The following is a 20,649-nucleotide window of genomic DNA, read 5'->3' as shown; positions in this document are numbered from 1 at the left end:
GGATTGTTGATAGCATTTGCGCCTCGTACGCAACCTACGAGGCTTTTTTCTTGCAGTCGGCTCTCTCAAATTACAAACAACAAATATCACAGGCATTGGCTAAAGACCGCTTTAGGCTTCAGCGCCAGCTTAGCAAGCTAAATGCAGATGATGTAAAAAACAACAGCTCACAGTTACTCAAGTTCACTCAAGCACTTGAGCGCTCAAGTGAGCTTAGCGGCCGCAGACGAGCCTCAATTCCAAGTATCGAATATCCTCAACACCTACCGGTAGCCGAACAAAAGCAAACAATTTACGAAGCTGTTCGCGATAACCAAGTGGTTATCATTGCAGGCGAAACTGGCTCGGGTAAAACCACCCAAATACCTAAAATATGTTTAGAACTAGGTTTAGGTAGCCGCGGTTTCATTGGCCATACCCAGCCTCGTCGATTGGCTGCGCGTAGTGTGGCAGCGAGAATTGCTGAAGAACTCAACACTCCGGTTGGTGAATTAGTGGGTTACAAAATCCGCTTTAACGATCAAATTAAGAATGACAGCCTAATCAAACTGATGACCGATGGCATGTTGTTGGCAGAGATGCAGCAAGATCGGTTTTTATCGCAGTATGAAGTATTGATTATCGATGAAGCCCACGAGCGCAGCTTAAACATCGATTTTATTTTAGGTGTACTTAAGCAGCTATTGCCAAAGCGACCCGATTTAAAGGTCATCATTACTTCCGCTACCATCGATCCTCAACGTTTTTCTAAACACTTTAATGATGCACCTGTTATTGAAGTTTCTGGACGTACTTATCCGGTAGAAACACGTTACAGGCCGCTAAACGAAGGCGAGCAAACCAAAGATATACTGGAAGGCTTAGCCGATGCTGTAGATGAGTTGTATCGAGAAAAGCCCGGCGACATTCTTATTTTTATGAACGGTGAGCGAGAGATTCGTGACGCTACCGACTATCTGCAAAAGCGCCAACTGCGTGATACCGAGGTGTTGCCACTATACTCGCGTTTATCTAATGCCGAGCAAAACAAGATTTTTTCATCTCATCGTGGCCGGCGTATCGTTCTAGCTACTAACGTTGCCGAAACCAGCTTAACCGTACCTGGTATTCGCTATGTTATCGACCCAGGTACAGCACGGATTAGCCGTTACAGCTATCGCTCTAAGGTACAGCGTTTACCGATTGAGGCGATTTCTCAAGCTAGTGCTAATCAACGTAAAGGTCGTTGTGGGCGTGTTGCCGAAGGTATTTGTATTCGCTTGTATAGTGAAGAAGACTTTGAAGGGCGCGCAGAGTTTACCGATCCTGAAATTTTGCGTACTAACTTGGCCTCAGTTATTTTGCAGATGCTGGGATTAAGGCTAGGTAAGTTAGAAGACTTCCCGTTTATTGATATGCCCGATCAGCGAAATATTAAAGACGGCTTAAATCTGCTAGAAGAAATTGGAGCACTAAAGCAGCAACATGGCAAACCTAGCCTAAGCAATTTAGGCCGCGAGGTGATTAAGTTTCCTATCGACCCGCGTTTAGCCAGAATGATGGTCGCCGCTAAGCAGTTTGATTGTGTGCAAGAGATGATGGTGATATGTGCCGCGCTATCTATTCAAGATCCGCGTGAGCGGCCCAATGATCGTAAGCAAGCGGCTGACCAAAAGCATGCTCGCTTTGTCGACAAAGACTCAGACTTCTCCAGCTATTTGTTGCTTTGGCGTTATTTGCAAGAGCAACAAAAAGCCTTATCAGGCAATCAGTTTAGAAAACAATGTAAGCAAGAGTTTTTGGCTTATATGCGCATTCGCGAATGGCAGGATTTGGTTTTTCAGTTATCTACTGTAGTTAAAGAATTGGATTACACGGTTAATCAAAACGAAGCTAACTACGATGCTATTCACCAAGCAATAACCGCTGGCTTGCTGAGCCACTTGGGCTTTAAAGACAAAGAACGAGAATTTTTAGGCGCGCGGAATGCACGCTTTGTGGTGTTCCCTGGCTCAAGTCAGGCTAAAAAGCCACCTAAATGGGTGGTTGCGGCCGAGCTCGTTGAAACATCCCGCCTATTTGCTAGAGGCGTAGCTAAAATTCAGCCAGCTTGGTTAGAAAATCAAGCAGGGCATTTAATTAAAAAGTCTTACAGCGAACCTCATTGGTCTACTAAGCAGCAAGCTGTAATGGCTTACGAGAGTGTTCGTTTATACGGCGTAGCGCTAGTAAACAAACGCTTGGTTAACTATGGGAAAATTGATCCTGTGGTTGCCCGCGAGGTATTTATCCGCTCTGCTTTAGTAGAGGGGCTGTGGCCAGCAAAACATGCTTTTTTCAAACAAAACCAGCTATTGCTTGATGATGCTGAAGCCTTAGAGCAAAAGCAACGTCGCCGAGATGTGCGAGTTGATGACCAAGTACTCTATGACTTTTATGCAGAGCGTTTGCCAGAAGGTATTGTTTCGGCTAGTCATTTTAATCGCTGGTGGAAAGAGGCCAGTAACAAGCAGGCCGATTTACTGAGCTTTTCTAAGCAAATGCTTTATCAGCATGACGCAAGCCATGTCACTGAAAAGCAGTATCCTGATCAGTGGCAGTTTGAACAGGTTTCTGTTGCTTTAAGCTATGTGTTTGAACCGGGCCAAAGTGACGACGGCGTAAGTGCTCATATTCCTTTAGCGCTGTTGAATCAATTAGATTTCACTCGGTTTGAATGGCAAATTCCAGCGTTTCGCGAAGAACTTATTAGTGCCTTGATTAAATCCTTGCCTAAACCTATTCGCCGCAATTTTGTGCCGGTTCCAAACTATGTGCAGGCCTTTGTTCAAGCAGTGCCGCATGCAGAGGGCAATTTGTTAGAGGTACTGACTAAACAACTGCTAAGAATGACCGGAGTAAAGATACCTGAAGATGCTTGGAATCTAGATTCGGTGGCCGATCACCTTAAAGTTAATTTCAAAGTGATTAACGACCAAGGCAAAGTGGTTGCGCAAGGCCGCTCTTATCAAAGTTTGCAAGAAAAGTTACAAGATCAGGTAGAGCAGAGCATTGCAGAAATTGCCCCAAGCTCTTTTGCTGAGCAAGCGAAAGTTACCGAGTGGAGTTTTGGTGAGTTGCCTGAGCTTATTGAGGAGCAGCGCCAAGGATATCAAATTACCGCTTATCCAGCCTTGGTGGATGAAGGTAAAACAGTTGCACTTAAGCTGTTTGATAAGCAAGAAGAAGCGGGTTGGAGCCAAACTCGCGGCTTAAGCAAATTGTTGCAGCTAAATATTCCTTCACCTTTAAGTTACTTGCAGCAGCACTTACCGAATAAAGCCAAATTAGGTTTGTACTTTAATCCCTTTGGCCGCGTGGATGTATTGCTCGATGACTGTTGTTTAGCGGTGATCGACAAGTACTCTCAGCTTGAAAGTGTTAACACTGCTGAAGCATTTCAAGCCTTGTGTGACAAAGTTCGCGCAGAGCTGGGTACAGAAACCTTAGAAGCGGTTGTGTTAGTGGAGCAAATATTGAGCTTGCATTACCAAATAAACAAACAGCTAAAAGGTAAAGTAGGTTTCGACAGAGTATTGGCACATGCCGATATTAAAGCACAGCTAAATGCGTTGGTGCATAAAGGTTTTGTTCGTGAAGTGGGGCTGCAGCGTTTAAGTGATTTACAACGTTACTTAAAAGCCATTGAGCGACGCTTAGAAAAACTAGCCATCGATTCTCATAAAGATAGATTGGCGCTACAACAAATCGAAACTGCTGCCGAGCGTTACCAAGAGTTGGCGTTGCCAGTTTATAGCCAAGAAGGGCAAGAACTGCGCTGGATGATTGAAGAGCTAAGGGTGTCTTTGTTTGCCCAGCAATTAGGTACTAAATATCCAGTATCATTGAAGCGGGTACTTAATCATATTAGTGAATTGCAAAAAAGGAAGTAACGGTAGTGGAACAGCAAGACCCAGTGTTACCCAAAGTTGAAATATATTACTGCAGTTTATGTGGGTGGTTATTAAGGGCTTCCTGGCTTAGCCAAGAGCTATTAACAACCTTCTCGCAAGAGTTATCGGAAGTCGCACTTAAACCTGCTTCAAGTGGGCGTTTTCAGATTTATCTGGATGGTGAATTAATTTGGTGTCGAAAGGCCGACAATGGATTTCCAGAGGCAAAAATTCTTAAGCAGCGGGTAAGGGACAAAATTGCACCCGAGATGGACTTAGGTCATAGCGATAGCAAGGAAACATAAAGCATAAAAAAGGGCGCATTAAGCGCCCTTTTTACATCGCTAGCTTTTACGCAAAGTTAGCTGAAGCAAATTCCCAGTTTACTAATGCCCAGAAAGCATTTAGGTAATCAGGGCGAACATTGCGGTAATCAATGTAGTAAGCGTGTTCCCATAGGTCACAGGTAAGAAGCGGAGTTACGCCTTCGTCTGTAAGTGGGGTAGCAGCGTTGCTAGTGTTAACAATGGCTAGGCTACCGTCAGCGTTTTTAACTAACCAAGTCCAGCTAGATCCAAAGTTGTTAATAGCGCTGTCGGTGAATTTAGCTTTGAACTCTTCAAAAGAACCGAAGCTTGCATCGATAGCTGCTGCTAGAGCACCAGTTGGTTGGCCACCAGCATTTGGCGCTAAACAGTTCCAGTAGAAGGTGTGGTTCCAAACTTGGGCTGCGTTGTTAAATACGCCACCAGTAGAAGACTTAACAATCTCTTCTAAACTTTTTTCTGCTAGGTCAGTGCCTTCAATTAAACCGTTTAGTTTTACTACGTAGGTATTGTGGTGCTTACTGTAGTGGAAAGACAAAGTCTCAGCTGAGATGTGTGGCTCAAGTGCGTCTTGTGCGTATGGTAATTCAGGTAATGTAAATGCCATGTGTTTCTCTCCTTGTAATAATTGGCTTTATTAGCGCAATCTTTTATATAGTAAAAACTTTACAAAAGAGTTTAGCACTAGTGCTTTATCACGCAAAGCAAAAATACTAAAAAAAATTGATCTAGAGCAAAGTGGTGAAATTGGCAACTATTGTTGCTAGGATACGCCCAACACCTAGAATAGACTTAGTGCAAAAATTAGAGAAGTTTAAAATGGAAACGATTGAAAAAATCAAACAGCAAATCGCTGAAAACCCAATTCTACTTTACATGAAAGGTTCGCCTAAATTCCCAAGCTGTGGTTTCTCTGCCCAAACAGTAGAAGCTGTAATGCAGTGTGGTGAGCGCTTTGCTTATGTAGATATTCTACAAAATCCAGACATTCGCGCTGAGCTACCAAACTACGCAGATTGGCCAACCTTCCCACAACTATGGGTTGAAGGTGAGTTAATCGGTGGCTGTGACATCGTAATGGAGATGTTCCGCAGCGGTGAACTACAACCTTTAATTAAAGAAACTGCAGCTAAGCACCCAGCGCCTGAAGCAGAATAGAAATTTCTTCTATACTTAAAGAAAATAAACCGCTCACTAGAGCGGTTTTTTATTGGTCCATATCAAGATGGTCAATGTTTTTCTATAAAAAGCTAAAATCAATGAGACTTTTTGTGATCAAAAGCGTATAGTGCGCATCCTTTAAATAATTGTGGGCCAAATATGACAGAATCCAGCAGTTCAAGTTTTGAGCAATTCGCTCTACCTGAAACGATTTTAAACGCTATTTCCGAGATTGGATTTGAGACGCCGTCTCCGATTCAGGAAAAGACCATTCCGTTACTGCTGGAAGGACATGATGTACTTGGCTTGGCACAAACTGGCACCGGTAAAACGGCCGCGTTTTCTCTTCCTTTAATTGCCAAACTTGATCCAAAGCTTAATGCTCCTCAAATGTTGGTTCTTGCACCAACGCGTGAGCTAGCAAACCAAGTTGCTGATGCAATTAAAGACTTTAGCCGCAATATTCCTGGTTTACGTGTATTGGCTATTTATGGCGGTGCAGATTACGGCCAGCAAATTAAAGAGCTACGTCGTGGCCCGCAAATTGTTGTAGGTACTCCTGGTCGTACTATCGACCACCTAGATCGCGGTAAGTTGAAACTAGATCAACTTAAAGCCTTAGTATTAGACGAAGCTGACGAAATGCTTCGTATGGGCTTTATTGACGATGTAGAACGCATTATGCGTGATATGCCTAAGCAGCGCCAAACAGCGTTGTTCTCGGCAACTATGCCGCCGGCAATCAAAAACATCACCAAAAATTACATGTCTGAGCCAAAAGAAGTAAAAATTGCGGCTAAGACTCAAACAGTATCAAATATTGATCAGTTCTACTGGCATGTTGCTGGTTTAAACAAGATAGAAGCGTTGGCCCGCATTCTAGAAGTTAACTGTGATAGCGCTTCAATTATTTTTGCTCGAACTAAAACGTCTACCACCGATATTGCAGAACGCCTAGAAGCAAAAGGCTTTAGTGTTGCCGCATTAAACGGTGATATGAACCAAAGCATGCGTGAGCGTACCATTACACGCTTAAAATCTGGCAAGTTAGACATTGTTGTAGCTACCGATGTTGCTGCACGTGGCTTAGATGTAGAACGTATTGGCTTAGTGGTTAACTTTGACATTCCTTACGATGCAGAAGCCTATGTTCACCGTATTGGCCGTACTGGTCGTGCTGGACGTAGTGGTAAAGCAGTCATGTTTGTTGGTTACCGCGAGCAACGTTTGTTACGCAATATTGAACGTGTAACTCGTCATAAAATTGAGCAAATGCAGCTACCTACTCGTGAAGAAATCGAGAAGAAGCGCGTTTCTAGCTTCCAAGACAAGCTGGCTGCAGCGGTAGAAAATGCCAAGCTTGAAGATTACCAAAGCATTGCATCTGAACTTGCGACCAACCTAGGCATGAGCGAACTTGAACTCGCTACTGCGTTGTTGTTCCAAGCGCAAACTGCGCGTCCGTTCAAATTGCCTGCTGATCCAGAGCCTCGCTCAGCTCGCTTTAGCAAAGATAAAGAACGTGGTCACCGAGGCCAACGCGGTGAGCGTGGCGAGCGCAACCATCGCGGTCAACGTGGTGAGCGCAACGAACGTGGTGAAGGCGGTGCTAAACGCAAACGCCGTACTGCAGACGTGGAAATGAATACTTACCGTGTTGATGCAGGTAAAGAACACGGTGTGCAAACTAAGCATATTGTTGGTGCTATTGCTAACGAAGCAAACATTAGCAGTGATTACATTGGTAGTGTTAAGTTGTTTGATAGCTACTCAACGGTTGAGCTACCAAGTGGAATGCCTGAAAAGACATTTAATCACTTAAAACGCAGCTTTGTTCGCCAACGTGCGATGCGCTTAGAGTTAATTGCTCAGTAAGCGATTAACTTAGCAAAAGAAAAGGTGAACTTAGGTTCACCTTTTTTTATATACTCGGCATATTGTTTATTAGAGTTTGGCAACTATGCGGGCTATTGTTAGATTTTCAGCTTTCCTTTCTATTGTTCTTACACCCTTTTTTGTCCATGCGATCGTTGAGCCACCTGGTGCCTTGATCAGTTTTGTTAGCCCTGATAGCTCACAACATGCTGATTTACTGTTAACTCCCGCCAGCACTCTTAAAGTAGTAACCGCAACCGTTGCCCTTAAGCAACTAGGTAAAGATTACCGCTATACCACTAAGTTGAGCATTAAACCCAGTGATAAAGGCATGCATCTTCGCTTACACATGCGCGGCGATCCGAGTTTTACCAGCCAAGATTTAGTTGCACTGCTGAATAAAGCTAAAACACGTTTTGGTTCTAAAGTCGCGTCTATTCAAGTTGATGACAGCGAGTTTACAGGCCATAACCGAAGCCAAGGGCAAGTATGGAATGACATCGGTATTTGTTTTGCTGCGCCAGCTAGCTCTCTAAATATTGATAACAACTGTATTAACGGTAATTTAAAGCCGGGCAAGGTAGGGCAGTTAAGCCGTCTACATATTAGTGATTCCCGTCTACTCAACATCGACAATCAAATTATTACTGTGAGCCAAAATCATCCCGATTGTGAGCAAAATCTGCGTGTGGGTGATCATAACCAGTATTCGCTGCAAGGTTGTATAAAGGCGAATAGCAGCATGATGCCATTACGTTTTTCGATTAACGATGAACAGCGTTATTTTTCAACGAAGTTAAAGCGAAGCTTGGCGAGAGCGGGCTTAAGCTTTAAAGGCAATATTTCGTACCAGCAGCAACTTAGTCCTTATTCTGAGAGCGTTAATCACCTCTCTGCGCCGTTACTTGAGTTATTAGAGTATATGCTGGTTGAATCCGACAACTTGACGGCAGATAGCGTATTTAAAACTTTAGCCAGAGAGCAACAGCGCGCTGGTACATATCAGCAAGCCAGTAAAGTTGTAGTTGAACAATTAAACGCTTTGGGGCTTGATTTAAGCCGCGCACAAATTCGCGATGGTTCAGGTTTATCTAGAGAGAACCTGATTAGTGCAAACCTGCTGTATCAGGTCATGCAGCTTTGGCAATCAGATCCACAGTTACAAGCCTTAATTAAACGCCTACCTATTGCTGGACAAACCGGCACCTTAAAATATCGTCGTAGTTTGACTCGTGCGCCTTTAAAGGCGCAGGTGCTGGCTAAAAGTGGTTATGTAAATGGGGTAGTCAACTTAGTTGGCTTTATCGAAAAAGGTGATCAGTTAAGGCCATTTGTATTGATGGCAAATGGGGTTTCTTTAAACGAACAAGAAGCAACTGCAGTAAAGAAAAGACAAACCTTACATCCCATACTACGCTATGAAAAGGAATGGTTAGAGCAACAGTGGCAAGCGTTTAATTGATGTTTAATGCAATAGTTCAGAATGACTATTCAGGTGGATTAACTTGTTGTTGAACTATTTGTAGATTGCTTGTGCCGACAGACCGCATAATTTCAGCATAAAGATTCATTTTGGCTGTAATTTTCCCTTTGTTTATGCTTATATTGGCGCCCTAAAATCATGGACGCAATTAGCAAACACAATATAAAAGAGAAAATCATGAGTAATAACACTTCGGTGAGTAATCGCTGGTCAAGTAACTTTGCTTACATTTTGGCTGCCACCGGCGCAGCTGTAGGCCTCGGTAACATTTGGAAATTCCCTTATATTATGGGTGAGAACGGCGGTGGTGCCTTTGTTCTTGTCTATCTTCTTTGTATTTTATTCATTGGTATCCCAGTGATGATGGCCGAGGTTTACTTAGGTAAACAAGGTCGTTCTACTCCTGCCAACGCGGTCGCTAAAGTTGCTATAGAAAATGGTCGTTCTAAGAACTGGGCATTTATTGGTGGCATGGGCGTATTAGCGGGCTTTTTGGTATTAAGCTTTTACATCGTTATTGCTGGTTGGGCAGTTGCGTATGTATTCAAATCTGCGGGTGGCGATATTAGCGCTGCAGCGGGTGACGCAAAACAAATTGGCGCTTTATTCGACGCATTAACCTCTGATCCCAAGCAGCTTGTTTTATGGGCTACTTTGGTAATTGTGGGCACTGTAGTTGTTTTAGCTAAAGGCGTAACCAAAGGTTTAGAGCGCATTGTTACTTTACTAATGCCTGCACTGTTTGTATTGCTAACCATCATTATGATTTATGCAGCAGTAACCGGTGATTTTGGCGCTGCAGTTAGCTTTATGTTCAGCCCAGACTTCTCGAAGCTGACAATTAATGGCGTGCTTATGGCACTGGGTCATGCATTCTTCACCTTGAGTTTGTCGTCAGGGATTATGATGGTTTATGGCGCTTACCTTCCGGAAGGTGCTTCAATTGCTAAAACCTCTATTTACATCGCAATTGCCGATACCGTTGTGGCGCTAATGGCTGGTTTAGCTATTTACCCAATTGTATTTGCCAACGGTATTGAGCCAAGCGCAGGTCCTGGTTTACTGTTTGTATCATTGCCAATTGCCTTTGGAACTATGCCACTAGGTGGCGTGATCTCTACAGTATTCTTCGTAATGGTAACCGTTGCTGCCTTTACTTCAGCCTTGGCGTTGCTTGAATCAACTTCTGCTTACTTAGTTGAGCGTAAAGGTTTCCGCCGTAACGTTGCTGCGGTTGTTTCTGGTAGTGCGGTTTGGCTATTAAGCTTAGGCACTATTGGCTCATTTGCTGGCTGGGAAATCTTCCAGTTTGAAGAAAGCCCAATGGGTAAAAACTTCTTCGAAGTTTTAGATTACATTACTGCTAATATTCTACTGCCTTTAGGCGGCTTGTTTATTTCTGTATTTGTTGGCTGGATTGTTCAAGCTGACAAAGTGAAGCAAGGCATGGGCTTAGAGAGCCAAGCCTTCCAAATGTTCTCGAAGAGCGTTCGCTTTATCTCACCAATTGCCATTGCGGTAGTTTTCTTAAATGCGATTGGCTTATTGTCTTTTTAAGCTGAACGTATCTAAAAAGCCGGCTTAGGCCGGCTTTTTTGTTTTTAAAGCAGCAACAAAGCGTTAGCTGCGCATACTATTATCTTTTACAATAAAATCTGCTTACAAGATTTTCTCTTTTCTCAAATAAGGAAGTGTCATGGCCGACTCATCAGCTCAACCTACAGCCAAGTACCGTTCAGATTATAAAGCGCCTGATTACACTATCGAAAGTGTTGCCTTAGAGTTCGATTTAGATCCTAGTGCTACCAAAGTTATCGCTGTATCAACGGTGGTTAGGCAGACAAATGACATTACCGACCTAGTGCTTGATGGTGAAAAACTGGAGCTGCTGAGTATTAAAGTTAATCAGCAAACTCATGATGCTTATCAAGTGAGTGAAGGGCAGTTAGTTATTAGTGAATTGCCAGCGCGTTTTGAGTTAGAAGTAGTGACTCGAGTTAACCCTAAAGAAAATAAAGCCTTTGAAGGTTTGTATCAATCGGGTGATGCTTTTTGTACTCAGTGTGAAGCAGAGGGCTTTCGCCGAATCACCTACTTTTTAGACCGACCGGACGTGTTGGCTACTTACAGCACTAAAATTATTGCCGATAAAGCCCAATATCCGTTTTTGCTATCGAATGGTAACAAGATTGATCAAGGCGAGTTAGCCGGTGGTAAACACTGGGTAAGCTGGCAAGACCCATTCCCTAAACCAAGCTATTTATTTGCTTTGGTTGCTGGTGATTTTGACTTGTTAGAAGATAGTTTTGTTACCCAATCGGGTAGAACTATTGCGTTGGAGTTATTTGTTGATAAAGGCAATTTAGATCGTACCGAACACGCGATGGCATCGCTAAAAGCGGCAATGCGTTGGGATGAAGCGCGCTTTGGCTTAGAGTACGACCTTGATATCTATATGATTGTTGCCGTCGATTTCTTCAACATGGGCGCAATGGAAAACAAAGGCCTAAACGTATTTAACTCTAAATATGTTCTGGCTAATAAACAGAGTGCCACAGACAACGACTTTTTAGGCATTGAAGCGGTAATTGGTCATGAGTACTTCCATAACTGGACCGGCAACCGTATTACTTGTCGTGATTGGTTTCAGTTATCGTTAAAAGAAGGTTTAACGGTTTTTCGCGACCAAGAATTTAGTTCTGATTTAGGCTCGCGAGCAGTAAATCGAATTAAGAATGTTCGTATATTACGCAGTCATCAATTTGCCGAAGATGCAGGGCCTATGGCGCATCCCATTCGCCCAGATAAGGTGATTGAGATGAATAACTTTTACACCTTAACAGTGTATGAAAAAGGCTCGGAAGTGATTCGTATGCTGCATACCTTGCTAGGCGAAGAGGGTTTTCAAGCGGGTATGAAAACCTACGTGGAGCGCCACGATGGCCAAGCGGTAACTTGCGATGATTTTGTGAATGCGATGCAAGATGCTAGCGGCAAAGATTTAAGCCTGTTCAAGCGCTGGTACAGTCAGTCAGGCACACCGGTGCTTAAAGTTCAAAGTGAATACAATGAAGCTAAACAACAGTACAGCTTAACCATTCACCAGCATACACCAGCTACCGCTGAACAAAGCGAGAAACAAGCATTGCATATTCCAGTGTCTGTAGAGTTGTTAAGCAGCAATGGCGAAGCTTTAGCGCTTAACTCGAATGGGCAAGCTGTTTCTTCAGTATTAGAGCTTACTCAGCAGCAACAAACCTGGCACTTTGAAGGCATTAGTGAGCAACCTACATTGGTAATGCTGCAAGAGTTCTCAGCCCCTGTAAAACTAGATATGGAATACAGCACAGACCAACTGCTGCTAATTATCAATCATGCCAGCAATACTTTTGCGCGCTGGGACGGCATGCAAAAGCTAGTTAGCGCGTGGATGAAACAAGCCGTAGAACAAGTTCAAGCAGGTAACAATTTGCAGCTAGAAGAGGCGATTATTAATACCTTTAAGCTGCTATTAGAAGATACCTCAATTGATAAAGGTTTATTGGCAGAGCTACTTACCATTAGTGGTGAGAATGAAATTGCTGATGGTTTTGCCCAAGTAGATATTGATGCAATTGCTCAAGCTCGAGACTTTTTCATTTATAGTTTAGCTGTCGCATTGCCTGAGCAATTTGCAGCCTTAGAGCAAGCTTGTGCAAAAGCCGATAAACAGAGCTTGGCCCATGATGATATTAATTTGCGCTCGCTACGTGCCGCATGTTTACAATATGTGGCGCATACTCAGCCAGAGTTAGTTGCAGCGGCCTATTTCGATAGCCCAACCATGACTAATAAATTGGCTGCTATGTCGGCTGCTAACAATGCCGGTATTCAGCAGCGAGATGCAATGTTTAAAGACTACGAGCAAAACTGGCAACATGATGGCTTAGTGATGGATAAGTGGTTTGCTTTAGAAGCCAGTTATGCCAAAGAGGGCAGTTTAGCCAGGGTAAAAGCCTTGGCGGAACACCCCAGTTTTAGTATGGAAAACCCTAACCGAGTACGCTCTTTAATTGGTAGTTTCGCTAACAACAATGCGCGTCACTTTCACGCAAAAGACGGTTCTGGTTATCGCTACTTAACCGATATCTTGTGTGTACTAAATACTCAAAACCCGCAAGTTGCATCGCGTTTGATTACCCCGCTGATCCAAACAGTTAAATTGGATGATGAGCGTAAAGCGCTCATTATTGAGCAGTTGCAGCGCTTAGCTGAGCTGGAAGACCTCAGTAAAGATCTATTTGAAAAGGTAACAAACGGCTTGCAACAACTTAAGGCCTAAGTGCAATCGAGCAATGAAGCAGTACTTTTTTAATATTCACATTTCTTATCAGGAGTTTGAGCGGGTATACCGAGGAACAGCCCGCTCTATTATTGCTACAGATAGCAATGGTATGCGCATTCAGATCCCTGCTTTGCGCTTTTTGCCTTTTTTAGACCGAAGCGGAATAAATGGTCGTTTTGTCCTGTCTACTGACAGCAACAATAAATTTCTGTCACTTCAAAAAGTCTAGTCATCTATGTTGTAAATATGTAAAAACGTGGTTTAATTGTTTGTAAGGTGAAAGTGGTTGTTTTGTCGATTATTTTCTAAAGCCAACTACACTGAAATAAACAATAAGCCATTGTTTTACACAATAATAATATTACTCTACTAGGATAAGGAATGCGTTATGACAAGAGCGCAGCAACATGCCTCCGTACTGCTTAAAAAAGTCTATCAAATCGTCAATCAAAAACTGGATAAAACGGCTGCTCCCTTGGCCGAAGAGTTTCTCTCACGACTGTTTTCAGGCATGGGCAGTGATGATTTAGCCAATCGCAGCGACAGTGATTTATATGGAGTAGGAGTAGGGCTTTGGAATGCCCTTAATCATACTTCAACCTGCGAACGCCACATTAAGGTTTATAACCCCGAACTGAGCCGCCATGGTTGGCAATCTAGCCATACAATTATCGAGATAGTGGTGCCAGATTCGCCGTTTCTGGTTGACTCCATCCGCATGGCTTTAGGGCGTAGTGGCATTAATACTCACTTGTTAATGCATCAACCGATGCGCTTAGATCGAGATGATAATAACAAAGTGACGGCCGTTCATGATGTAGAGCATGCCCAGCTTGGCAATCAAACAGTATTCATGATTGAGATCGACCGCCAGAGTGATGAAAAAGCCTTACGACGCCTAAATAAAGAACTTAACACTGTATTGGATGAAGTTAACGTAGTGGTGAATGACTGGCAACCGATGCTCGAAAAGTTAAAGTCGGTGGCGGATGAGTTAGCTAATAGCAATGGCGCAAAAGACGATCAATCTTTGGCCCAAAGTACCGCTTTTTTGTCTTGGATGTCGGATAACAACTTTACCTTAATGGGCTATCGACACTATTCACTTAAACAAGTAAAAGGCGATTTGCAGCTAATACCTGATGAAACTGGCAGTTTAGGATTGTACCGAGAATACGTAACCAGCCAAGTTGTCTCATTGTCGTCTTACACCACCGCAGGGCGAGATTTAGCCACCAACCAAGTCCCCTTGGTGTTAAATAAGAGCAACCACAAATCAAGGGTTCATAGACCAGCCTATATTGACCATGTTGGGGTTAAAGTTTTTGACAAAAGTGGCAAAGTGATTGGTGAGCACCGTTTCATTGGTTTGTATGCCTCTTCTATCTACAACCGTAGTGCTCTAGAGATTCCTCTGATTAACCAAAAGCTAGCGAAGATAATGGTTAATTCAGATCTTCCTGCCGGCTCTCACGCTTATAAATCTTTACTAAACATCATGGAAACTTATCCCCGTGATGAGCTTATTCAGGCCACCGAAGAAGAGTTACTCAACATTGGTTTAGGCGTAGAGCAAATCCAAGAACGTGATTTGGTGAAGTTGTTTGTACGTAAGGATATATACGGACGCTTTTATTCTTGCTTGGTGTATACCACAAAAGAGCGCTACAACACTGCTTTGCGGATCCATAGCCAGCAAATTCTTAAGGAGCATTTTAAGTCTAAGGAAGACGTGGAGTTCTCAACTTACTTCACCGAAGGTTCAATGGCGCGAACCCATTACTTGGTGCGTGTAGAAAATAACGATCAGGAGTTTGACTTGAGCGACCTACAAACCAATCTTATTGAAGCCGCAAGAACCTGGGAAGACCGCTTAGTAGATTCACTTGTTTCTAATTTTGGCGAAGAGCGGGCCATTCAGCTTAGTAATAAATATCAAACTGCTTTTCCTCGTTCTTATAAAGAGAATGTATTACCGGGCTCAGCGGTAGCCGATATTATTCAGTTTGAAGATCTTGATGATGAAAACCAGTTAGGCATGCTGTTCTATCGACCTCAGGAAGAAAACATCGATAGCAACCACGTTCGTTTAAAGCTGTTTCACCTAAATGAGCCTTTGCACCTGTCTGATATTTTACCCATGTTAGAGAACATGGGGTTACGAGTAATAGGTGAAACGCCTTATCGATTGACCACCAGCGATGGAAAAGTATATTGGCTGCTCGATTTCGCTATGACCTTTGTAGCTTCTAAAGAGCTGGATATTGAAAAGAATCGCGATAACTTCCAGCAAGCTTTAGCACAAATTTGGTCTGGTAGTTTGGAAGATGATGGCTTTAACCGTTTAGTCTTAGCTGCACAGGCGTCTGGTCGAGATGTTGCGTTGTTGCGTGCTTACGCAAAATACATGCGCCAAATTGGTAGCAACTTTAGTCAAAGTTACATTGAAGAAACTTTTGCTAGCTACCCAGATATATCGGTTCTGCTGTTAGAGCTATTCCGTCGTCGTTTTAATCCAAGTCTTAAACGCTCAGATAAAACAGAAGAGAAGATTGAAGCTAAATTAATTTCGCTGTTAGACGCAGTAGAAAACCTTGATGACGATCGAATTATACGTCGCTACTTAGAGATGATTAAGGCCACCTTAAGAACTAACTTCTACCAGCTAAATCAAGATAAGCAGGTAAAAGATTATATCTCTTTCAAAATGAACCCGAGTGCAATATCAGACATGCCACAACCGGTGCCTATGTTTGAGATTTTTGTTTACTCTCCACGGGTAGAGGGGGTGCATTTACGGGGCGGCAAAGTGGCACGCGGAGGTTTGCGTTGGTCAGATCGACGAGAAGATTTTAGAACCGAGGTACTTGGCTTAGTAAAAGCTCAGCAAGTTAAAAATACGGTAATCGTGCCAGTTGGAGCAAAAGGTGGGTTTGTATGTAAACGTCTGCCAAGCCCAAGTGATCGAGATGCGTGGTTGGAAGAGGGTAAAGAGTGTTACCGCACCTTTATTCGCGGTTTACTCGACATTACCGACAACAACGTAAAAGGTGAGATTGTTCCGCCGAAGCAAGTGGTTCGTCGTGATGAAGATGACCCTTATTTGGTTGTAGCTGCAGATAAGGGTACTGCTACTTTCTCAGATATTGCCAATAAGCTGAGTGAAGAATATCAATTTTGGATGGGTGATGCTTTTGCTTCCGGCGGCAGCAATGGATACGACCATAAAGGCATGGGCATTACCGCACGTGGTGCTTGGGAGTCGGTTAAGCGTCATTTCCGTGAAATAGGTATCGATTGCCAAACTACAGACTTTACCTGTGTGGCTGTGGGCGACATGGCTGGCGATGTGTTTGGTAATGGTATGTTGTTATCCGAGCATACCTGCCTGGTGGCAGCATTTAACCACATGCACATTATCATTGACCCAACTCCTGATTCTGCCTCTTCTTACAAAGAACGTAAGCGCTTGTTTGAGCTACCTCGTTCTTCTTGGGCAGATTACGATAAGAGCTTAATTAGTGAAGGTGGTGGTATTTTCCTTCGTAGCGCTAAGTCAATTTCGCTTACACCTCAAATTCAAAAACTGCTAAATACAAAAGAGAAGAGTGTTACACCTAACGCGCTTATCAAGCTCATTTTGTGCTCGTCTGTAGACTTATTCTGGAACGGTGGGATTGGCACATACGTTAAAGCAAGCTCAGAGTCTGACTCAGAAGTTGGTGATAGAGCTAACGACGCGGTACGAGTTAACGGTAAGCAGCTTGGTGCCAAAATTGTAGGTGAGGGTGGTAACTTGGGTATCACCCAATTAGGGCGAATTGAAATCGCATCTAACGGTGGTCGAATAAATACTGACTTTACTGACAATGTGGGTGGCGTAGATTGCTCAGATAACGAAGTTAACATCAAAATCTTACTAAATGGCTTAGTCAGCAATGGTGATTTAACCGAGAAGCAACGCAACAAACTACTGGTGGACATGACCGAGAACGTCAGCGAGATTGTATTAGATAACGCTTATCGTCAGGGCCAGTCTATTAGTATTTCTGAGCAATTAGGCGCAGCTACCGTTAAAGAAGTTATCCGCTTTATGCATGCACTAGAGCGTGACAATCTGCTTGATAGAAACCTAGAGTTTTTGCCTAGCGACGAAGAGCTAATAGAGCGCCAATCTAATGGCCAAGGTTTAACGCGTCCCGAGTTAGCGGTGTTAGTGGCTTACGGTAAGATGGTACTTAAAGAGTGGTTTAATGTTGAAGAGGTGACGGAAGATCCCTATTTAAGTCAAACACTCATCACGTCCTTCCCATTGCTGTTGCAGCAACGCTACGTAGCCGAGATGCATCAACATCCTTTAAAACAAGAAATTGTGGCAACTCGTTTAGCGAACAAAGTGGTTGACGATGTAGGCTTTAATTTTGTTACCCGTTTAGTTGAAGAAACAGGAGCGACCCCAGCTGAGATTTGTAACTGCTATGTCACAGCCTGCGAAGTGTTTGGTGTGTGGGAACTGTACGAAAAAATTGAAGGCTTAGATAACAAAATCAGTGCTCAGCTACAGCTGAAAATGATGGATAATTTGCGCCGCATTATTCGCCGTGCGACTCGTCGTTTCTTAACCTTGCGTGACCGCTCACTGGGCATTGCTCAACAAATAGAACGCTATCAGCCTAGCTATTTACAGCTGCAAAAGAACCTTATGGATGTATTAGCCGCTGAAGAAGTTAAGCTGGTTAACGATGAGTCTAAACAGCTGCAAGACCAGCAAGTACCGGCAGAAATCGCTTGTGCAATGGCTAAAATGAACTCGCTTTACTCAGTGTTAGACTTAACTGAAGTAGCAGAGCAAGCCGAACAAGATATTGTAGCGGTAGCTAAGCTGTACTTTAACTTAGGGACTAACATTGGTTTGCATTGGTTCTTGGATCAAATCAACCTACAAAGTGTTGATAACCATTGGCAGGCACTAGCTCGATCTTCCTTTAGAGAGGATCTTGATTGGCAACAGCGTCAGTTAACGGTAAGTGCATTGAAATGGGCCAGTAAAATGGAAAGCAATGATCCCTTAGATGATTGGTTAGCAGCCCACGAGCCTTTGTTAGACCGCTGGAATCATATGTTAGCTGACTTTAAGACCGGAAATACCCACGAGTTTGCAAAATTTTCGGTTTTATTGAGGGAATTGAACCTATTAAATTTAAACTGCTCCGTAAATTAGTATAAAATACTGCCCCCGAAGCCCTGCATCTTCGGGGGTCTTATACTAGGAGTTCAAATGTATTACCCACTTGCTCGAAAACTTATCTTTCAACTTGATCCAGAACGCGCACACGATCTTACTATTGAGATGTTCAAACGCACCGGTGGAACTTTATTAGATCGTGTTTACCGCCAGAATATCGCGCCTAATCCGGTAGAGTTGATGGGCTTAACTTTCCCTAATCCAGTTGGTTTAGCGGCAGGGTTGGATAAAAATGGTGAGTGTATTCAAGCCTTTGATGCTATGGGTTTTGGTTTTGTAGAAGTTGGTACTGTTACACCGCGTCCGCAATCTGGTAACGATAAACCAAGAATTTTCCGAGTATTAGATGCCGAAGGTATTATTAACCGAATGGGTTTTAATAACTTAGGGATCGACAATTTAATTAATAATGTTGAGCAAAGCCAATATAAAGGGATCCTTGGGATCAACATTGGTAAAAACTTTGATACTCCGGTAGAGAAGGGTAAAGATGATTATTTAATAGGCATGAATAAAGCGTTTCCACATGCTTCTTATATTGCTGTTAATATTTCTAGCCCAAATACTCCTGGTTTACGTACACTTCAATATGGTGAAGCGTTAGAAGATCTATTAAAGGATCTAACTGAACGTAAAGATCAACTTTCTCAGCAATATAATAAACATGTTCCTTTATTGATCAAAATAGCGCCAGATTTATCAGAAGCTGAAATAGAACAAATTAGTGACTCTTTATTAAAATATAAGCTCGATGGTGTAATTGCTACTAATACAACGCTAGAGCGCTCAATGGTAGAAGGGATGAACCACGCTAGTGAAGCTGGTGGCTTAAGTGGGCGTCCTTTGCAATTAAAGTCCACTGAAGTTATTAGAAAATTAGATCATTACTTAAAATCTGAGATCCCAATTATCGGGGTTGGCGGAATTGATTCAGCAATGGCCGCTAAAGAAAAAATGGATGCTGGCGCAAAATTAGTTCAAATATATAGTGGCTTTATTTATAAAGGCCCAGAATTAATTAAACAAATAGCCAAGGCTGTATAAATTTTAATTAATTTAATTTGTCTTTGTTGAGTTCTCGTAGTACATTTGTTTATTAAGTGAACTCAACATGGACAGTTTTTCTTTTTAGCAATGTTAATTCAACCTAATAAACAATGGCACTGGGTATTTGATACTAACAAGGGAGTAATGACTCTTGAGTTAGGTGAAAATATGCTGTTTGTGTCTAAGTTGTGTAAAAAGCGTTGTGTTCAACATGCTCAAGAAGATGGTCCGTTTACTACCGAGCACACTCAGCTCTATTATCAATTTCTCGAGCAGTTAGAACCCTTTAATTGGTCAGATCCGATTAAAGTGCAGATTTGTCTAAATGCTGTTGCTTCAGCTCAATTCTTAAAACCTTTAATGCCGCAAAGCTGGTTTTTTACTAGTAATGCTGGCACTCATCAAAACCTCTTACAAATCGGCGAGCTAGCAGTATTGCAAACCGAAAACGCTCAAGCGCGTTGCGTGGTGGTAGAGGTGAGTGAGCAAACTTACACCTTGATGACGATTGAAGGTGGTTTAGTACTGGATAAGCGAAAATCGCTAAGCCAATTCGAAGCCATAAAAGTTATGCAAGATCGGGTTGTTCCGCTTTCTCAGCTATTACAAAACGCTAACGGCTTTGCCCAAACCGGCTAACCGGCGTTCACCAACTCCTTTAGTTGTTCCCTCATTTTCTGACTGATAAGCGGTTGAGCTTGTTGGTTAGGATGTATTCCATCGTTTTGCATCAGTGACGAGTTTGTGGCTATTTCTTCAATAAAAAACGGTAGATAGTTAATCTGTTGCTGTTTGGCAATTTTGGGGTACAAACCCTCAAAAGCTTGGCGATAGCGTTTGCCGTAATTAGGTGGGATACGAATTTGCATCAACGCAATCTTGATGTCGTTTTGTTTAGCCAAGGCAATAATTGCGTTTAGATTGTTTTCAATGTTGGAAGTAGGGTGGCCTTGTAAACCATCGTTACCGCCTAGTTCAATCAATAACCAGTCGATCTTATGCTGTTGAATCAACGAAGGTAATCGCCTTAAACCACCTGCTGTAGTTTCGCCACTTATACTGGCATTAATGAGATCGATAGCTTGGTCTGTTTCGTTGTAGTATTGCTGGGTTAATGAAACCCAAGCCTGTTCTATTGGCATGCCATATCCAGCACTTAAACTGTCACCTAGGATAAGAATCGACTTGGTATTGGCAAAAGCCTTTGAACTCAATGTAAAAAAGAGTAAAACAGATAGTGTAACTAGCGTTAAAACTTTATTTTTGTGTCTAACCAT

At 42.8% G+C, this 20,649-nt stretch carries 13 protein-coding genes; 11 read left to right on the top strand and 2 right to left on the bottom strand.

The window, feature by feature from the left end:
• Positions 1-50: 50 nt before the first annotated feature.
• Entirely contained in the window at positions 51-3,911 is a 3,861-nt protein-coding gene (gene hrpA, locus K5620_RS11900) for an ATP-dependent RNA helicase HrpA (protein WP_016401882.1), read from the top strand.
• A gap of 5 nt (positions 3,912-3,916) precedes the next feature.
• Entirely contained in the window at positions 3,917-4,216 is a 300-nt protein-coding gene (locus K5620_RS11895; protein WP_016401881.1) for an Rdx family protein, read from the top strand.
• Positions 4,217-4,262: 46 nt separating this feature from the next.
• On the opposite strand, the gene sodB is transcribed toward K5620_RS11895, so the two are convergent.
• Positions 4,263-4,844: a superoxide dismutase [Fe] gene (sodB, locus tag K5620_RS11890; RefSeq protein ID WP_016401880.1), complete on the bottom strand. Its 582-nt coding sequence runs from the start codon at positions 4,842-4,844 to the stop codon at positions 4,263-4,265.
• A gap of 212 nt (positions 4,845-5,056) precedes the next feature.
• On the opposite strand from sodB, the gene K5620_RS11885 reads away from it, so the two are divergent.
• From K5620_RS11885 to K5620_RS11845, 9 genes are all read left to right on the top strand, one after another.
• A complete protein-coding gene (locus tag K5620_RS11885; protein ID WP_040307201.1) occupies positions 5,057-5,395 on the top strand; it encodes a Grx4 family monothiol glutaredoxin in 339 nt (112 codons plus the stop codon).
• Between the two features lie 162 nt (positions 5,396-5,557).
• Positions 5,558-7,273, top strand: coding sequence for a DEAD/DEAH box helicase (locus K5620_RS11880; RefSeq protein WP_040307184.1), 1,716 nt, complete (start codon positions 5,558-5,560; stop codon positions 7,271-7,273).
• A 172-nt stretch (positions 7,274-7,445) separates the two neighbouring features.
• Complete coding sequence (dacB, locus tag K5620_RS11875; RefSeq protein WP_016401877.1) at positions 7,446-8,735, top strand: D-alanyl-D-alanine carboxypeptidase/D-alanyl-D-alanine endopeptidase; 1,290 nt, start codon at positions 7,446-7,448, stop codon at positions 8,733-8,735.
• Positions 8,736-8,933: 198 nt separating this feature from the next.
• Positions 8,934-10,313, top strand: coding sequence for a sodium-dependent transporter (locus K5620_RS11870; RefSeq protein ID WP_040307182.1), 1,380 nt, complete (start codon positions 8,934-8,936; stop codon positions 10,311-10,313).
• Between the two features lie 139 nt (positions 10,314-10,452).
• Positions 10,453-13,077 (top strand): aminopeptidase N, encoded by a 2,625-nt coding sequence (gene pepN, locus K5620_RS11865; RefSeq protein ID WP_016401875.1) that lies wholly within the window; start codon positions 10,453-10,455, stop codon positions 13,075-13,077.
• 13 nt (positions 13,078-13,090) lie between these two features.
• A complete protein-coding gene (locus tag K5620_RS11860; protein ID WP_016401874.1) occupies positions 13,091-13,309 on the top strand; it encodes a DUF2835 domain-containing protein in 219 nt (72 codons plus the stop codon).
• A 159-nt stretch (positions 13,310-13,468) separates the two neighbouring features.
• Positions 13,469-18,301, top strand: a complete 4,833-nt coding sequence (locus K5620_RS11855) for an NAD-glutamate dehydrogenase (protein WP_016401873.1) — start codon at positions 13,469-13,471, stop codon at positions 18,299-18,301.
• Positions 18,302-18,358: 57 nt separating this feature from the next.
• On the top strand, positions 18,359-19,369 hold the full coding sequence (gene pyrD / locus K5620_RS11850; protein WP_016401872.1) for a quinone-dependent dihydroorotate dehydrogenase: 1,011 nt from the start codon (positions 18,359-18,361) through the stop codon (positions 19,367-19,369).
• Between the two features lie 90 nt (positions 19,370-19,459).
• Positions 19,460-20,011, top strand: a complete 552-nt coding sequence (locus K5620_RS11845; RefSeq protein ID WP_016401871.1) for a cell division protein ZapC domain-containing protein — start codon at positions 19,460-19,462, stop codon at positions 20,009-20,011.
• On the opposite strand, the gene K5620_RS11840 is transcribed toward K5620_RS11845, so the two are convergent.
• On the bottom strand, positions 20,008-20,649 hold the full coding sequence (locus K5620_RS11840; protein WP_051147618.1) for an arylesterase: 642 nt from the start codon (positions 20,647-20,649) through the stop codon (positions 20,008-20,010). The genes K5620_RS11845 and K5620_RS11840 overlap by 4 nt on opposite strands.

The sequence above is a fragment of the Agarivorans albus genome (genome assembly GCF_019670105.1).
Taxonomy (GTDB): Bacteria; Pseudomonadota; Gammaproteobacteria; order Enterobacterales; family Celerinatantimonadaceae; genus Agarivorans; species Agarivorans albus.
This window is presented reverse-complemented; position numbering and strand designations above follow the sequence as displayed.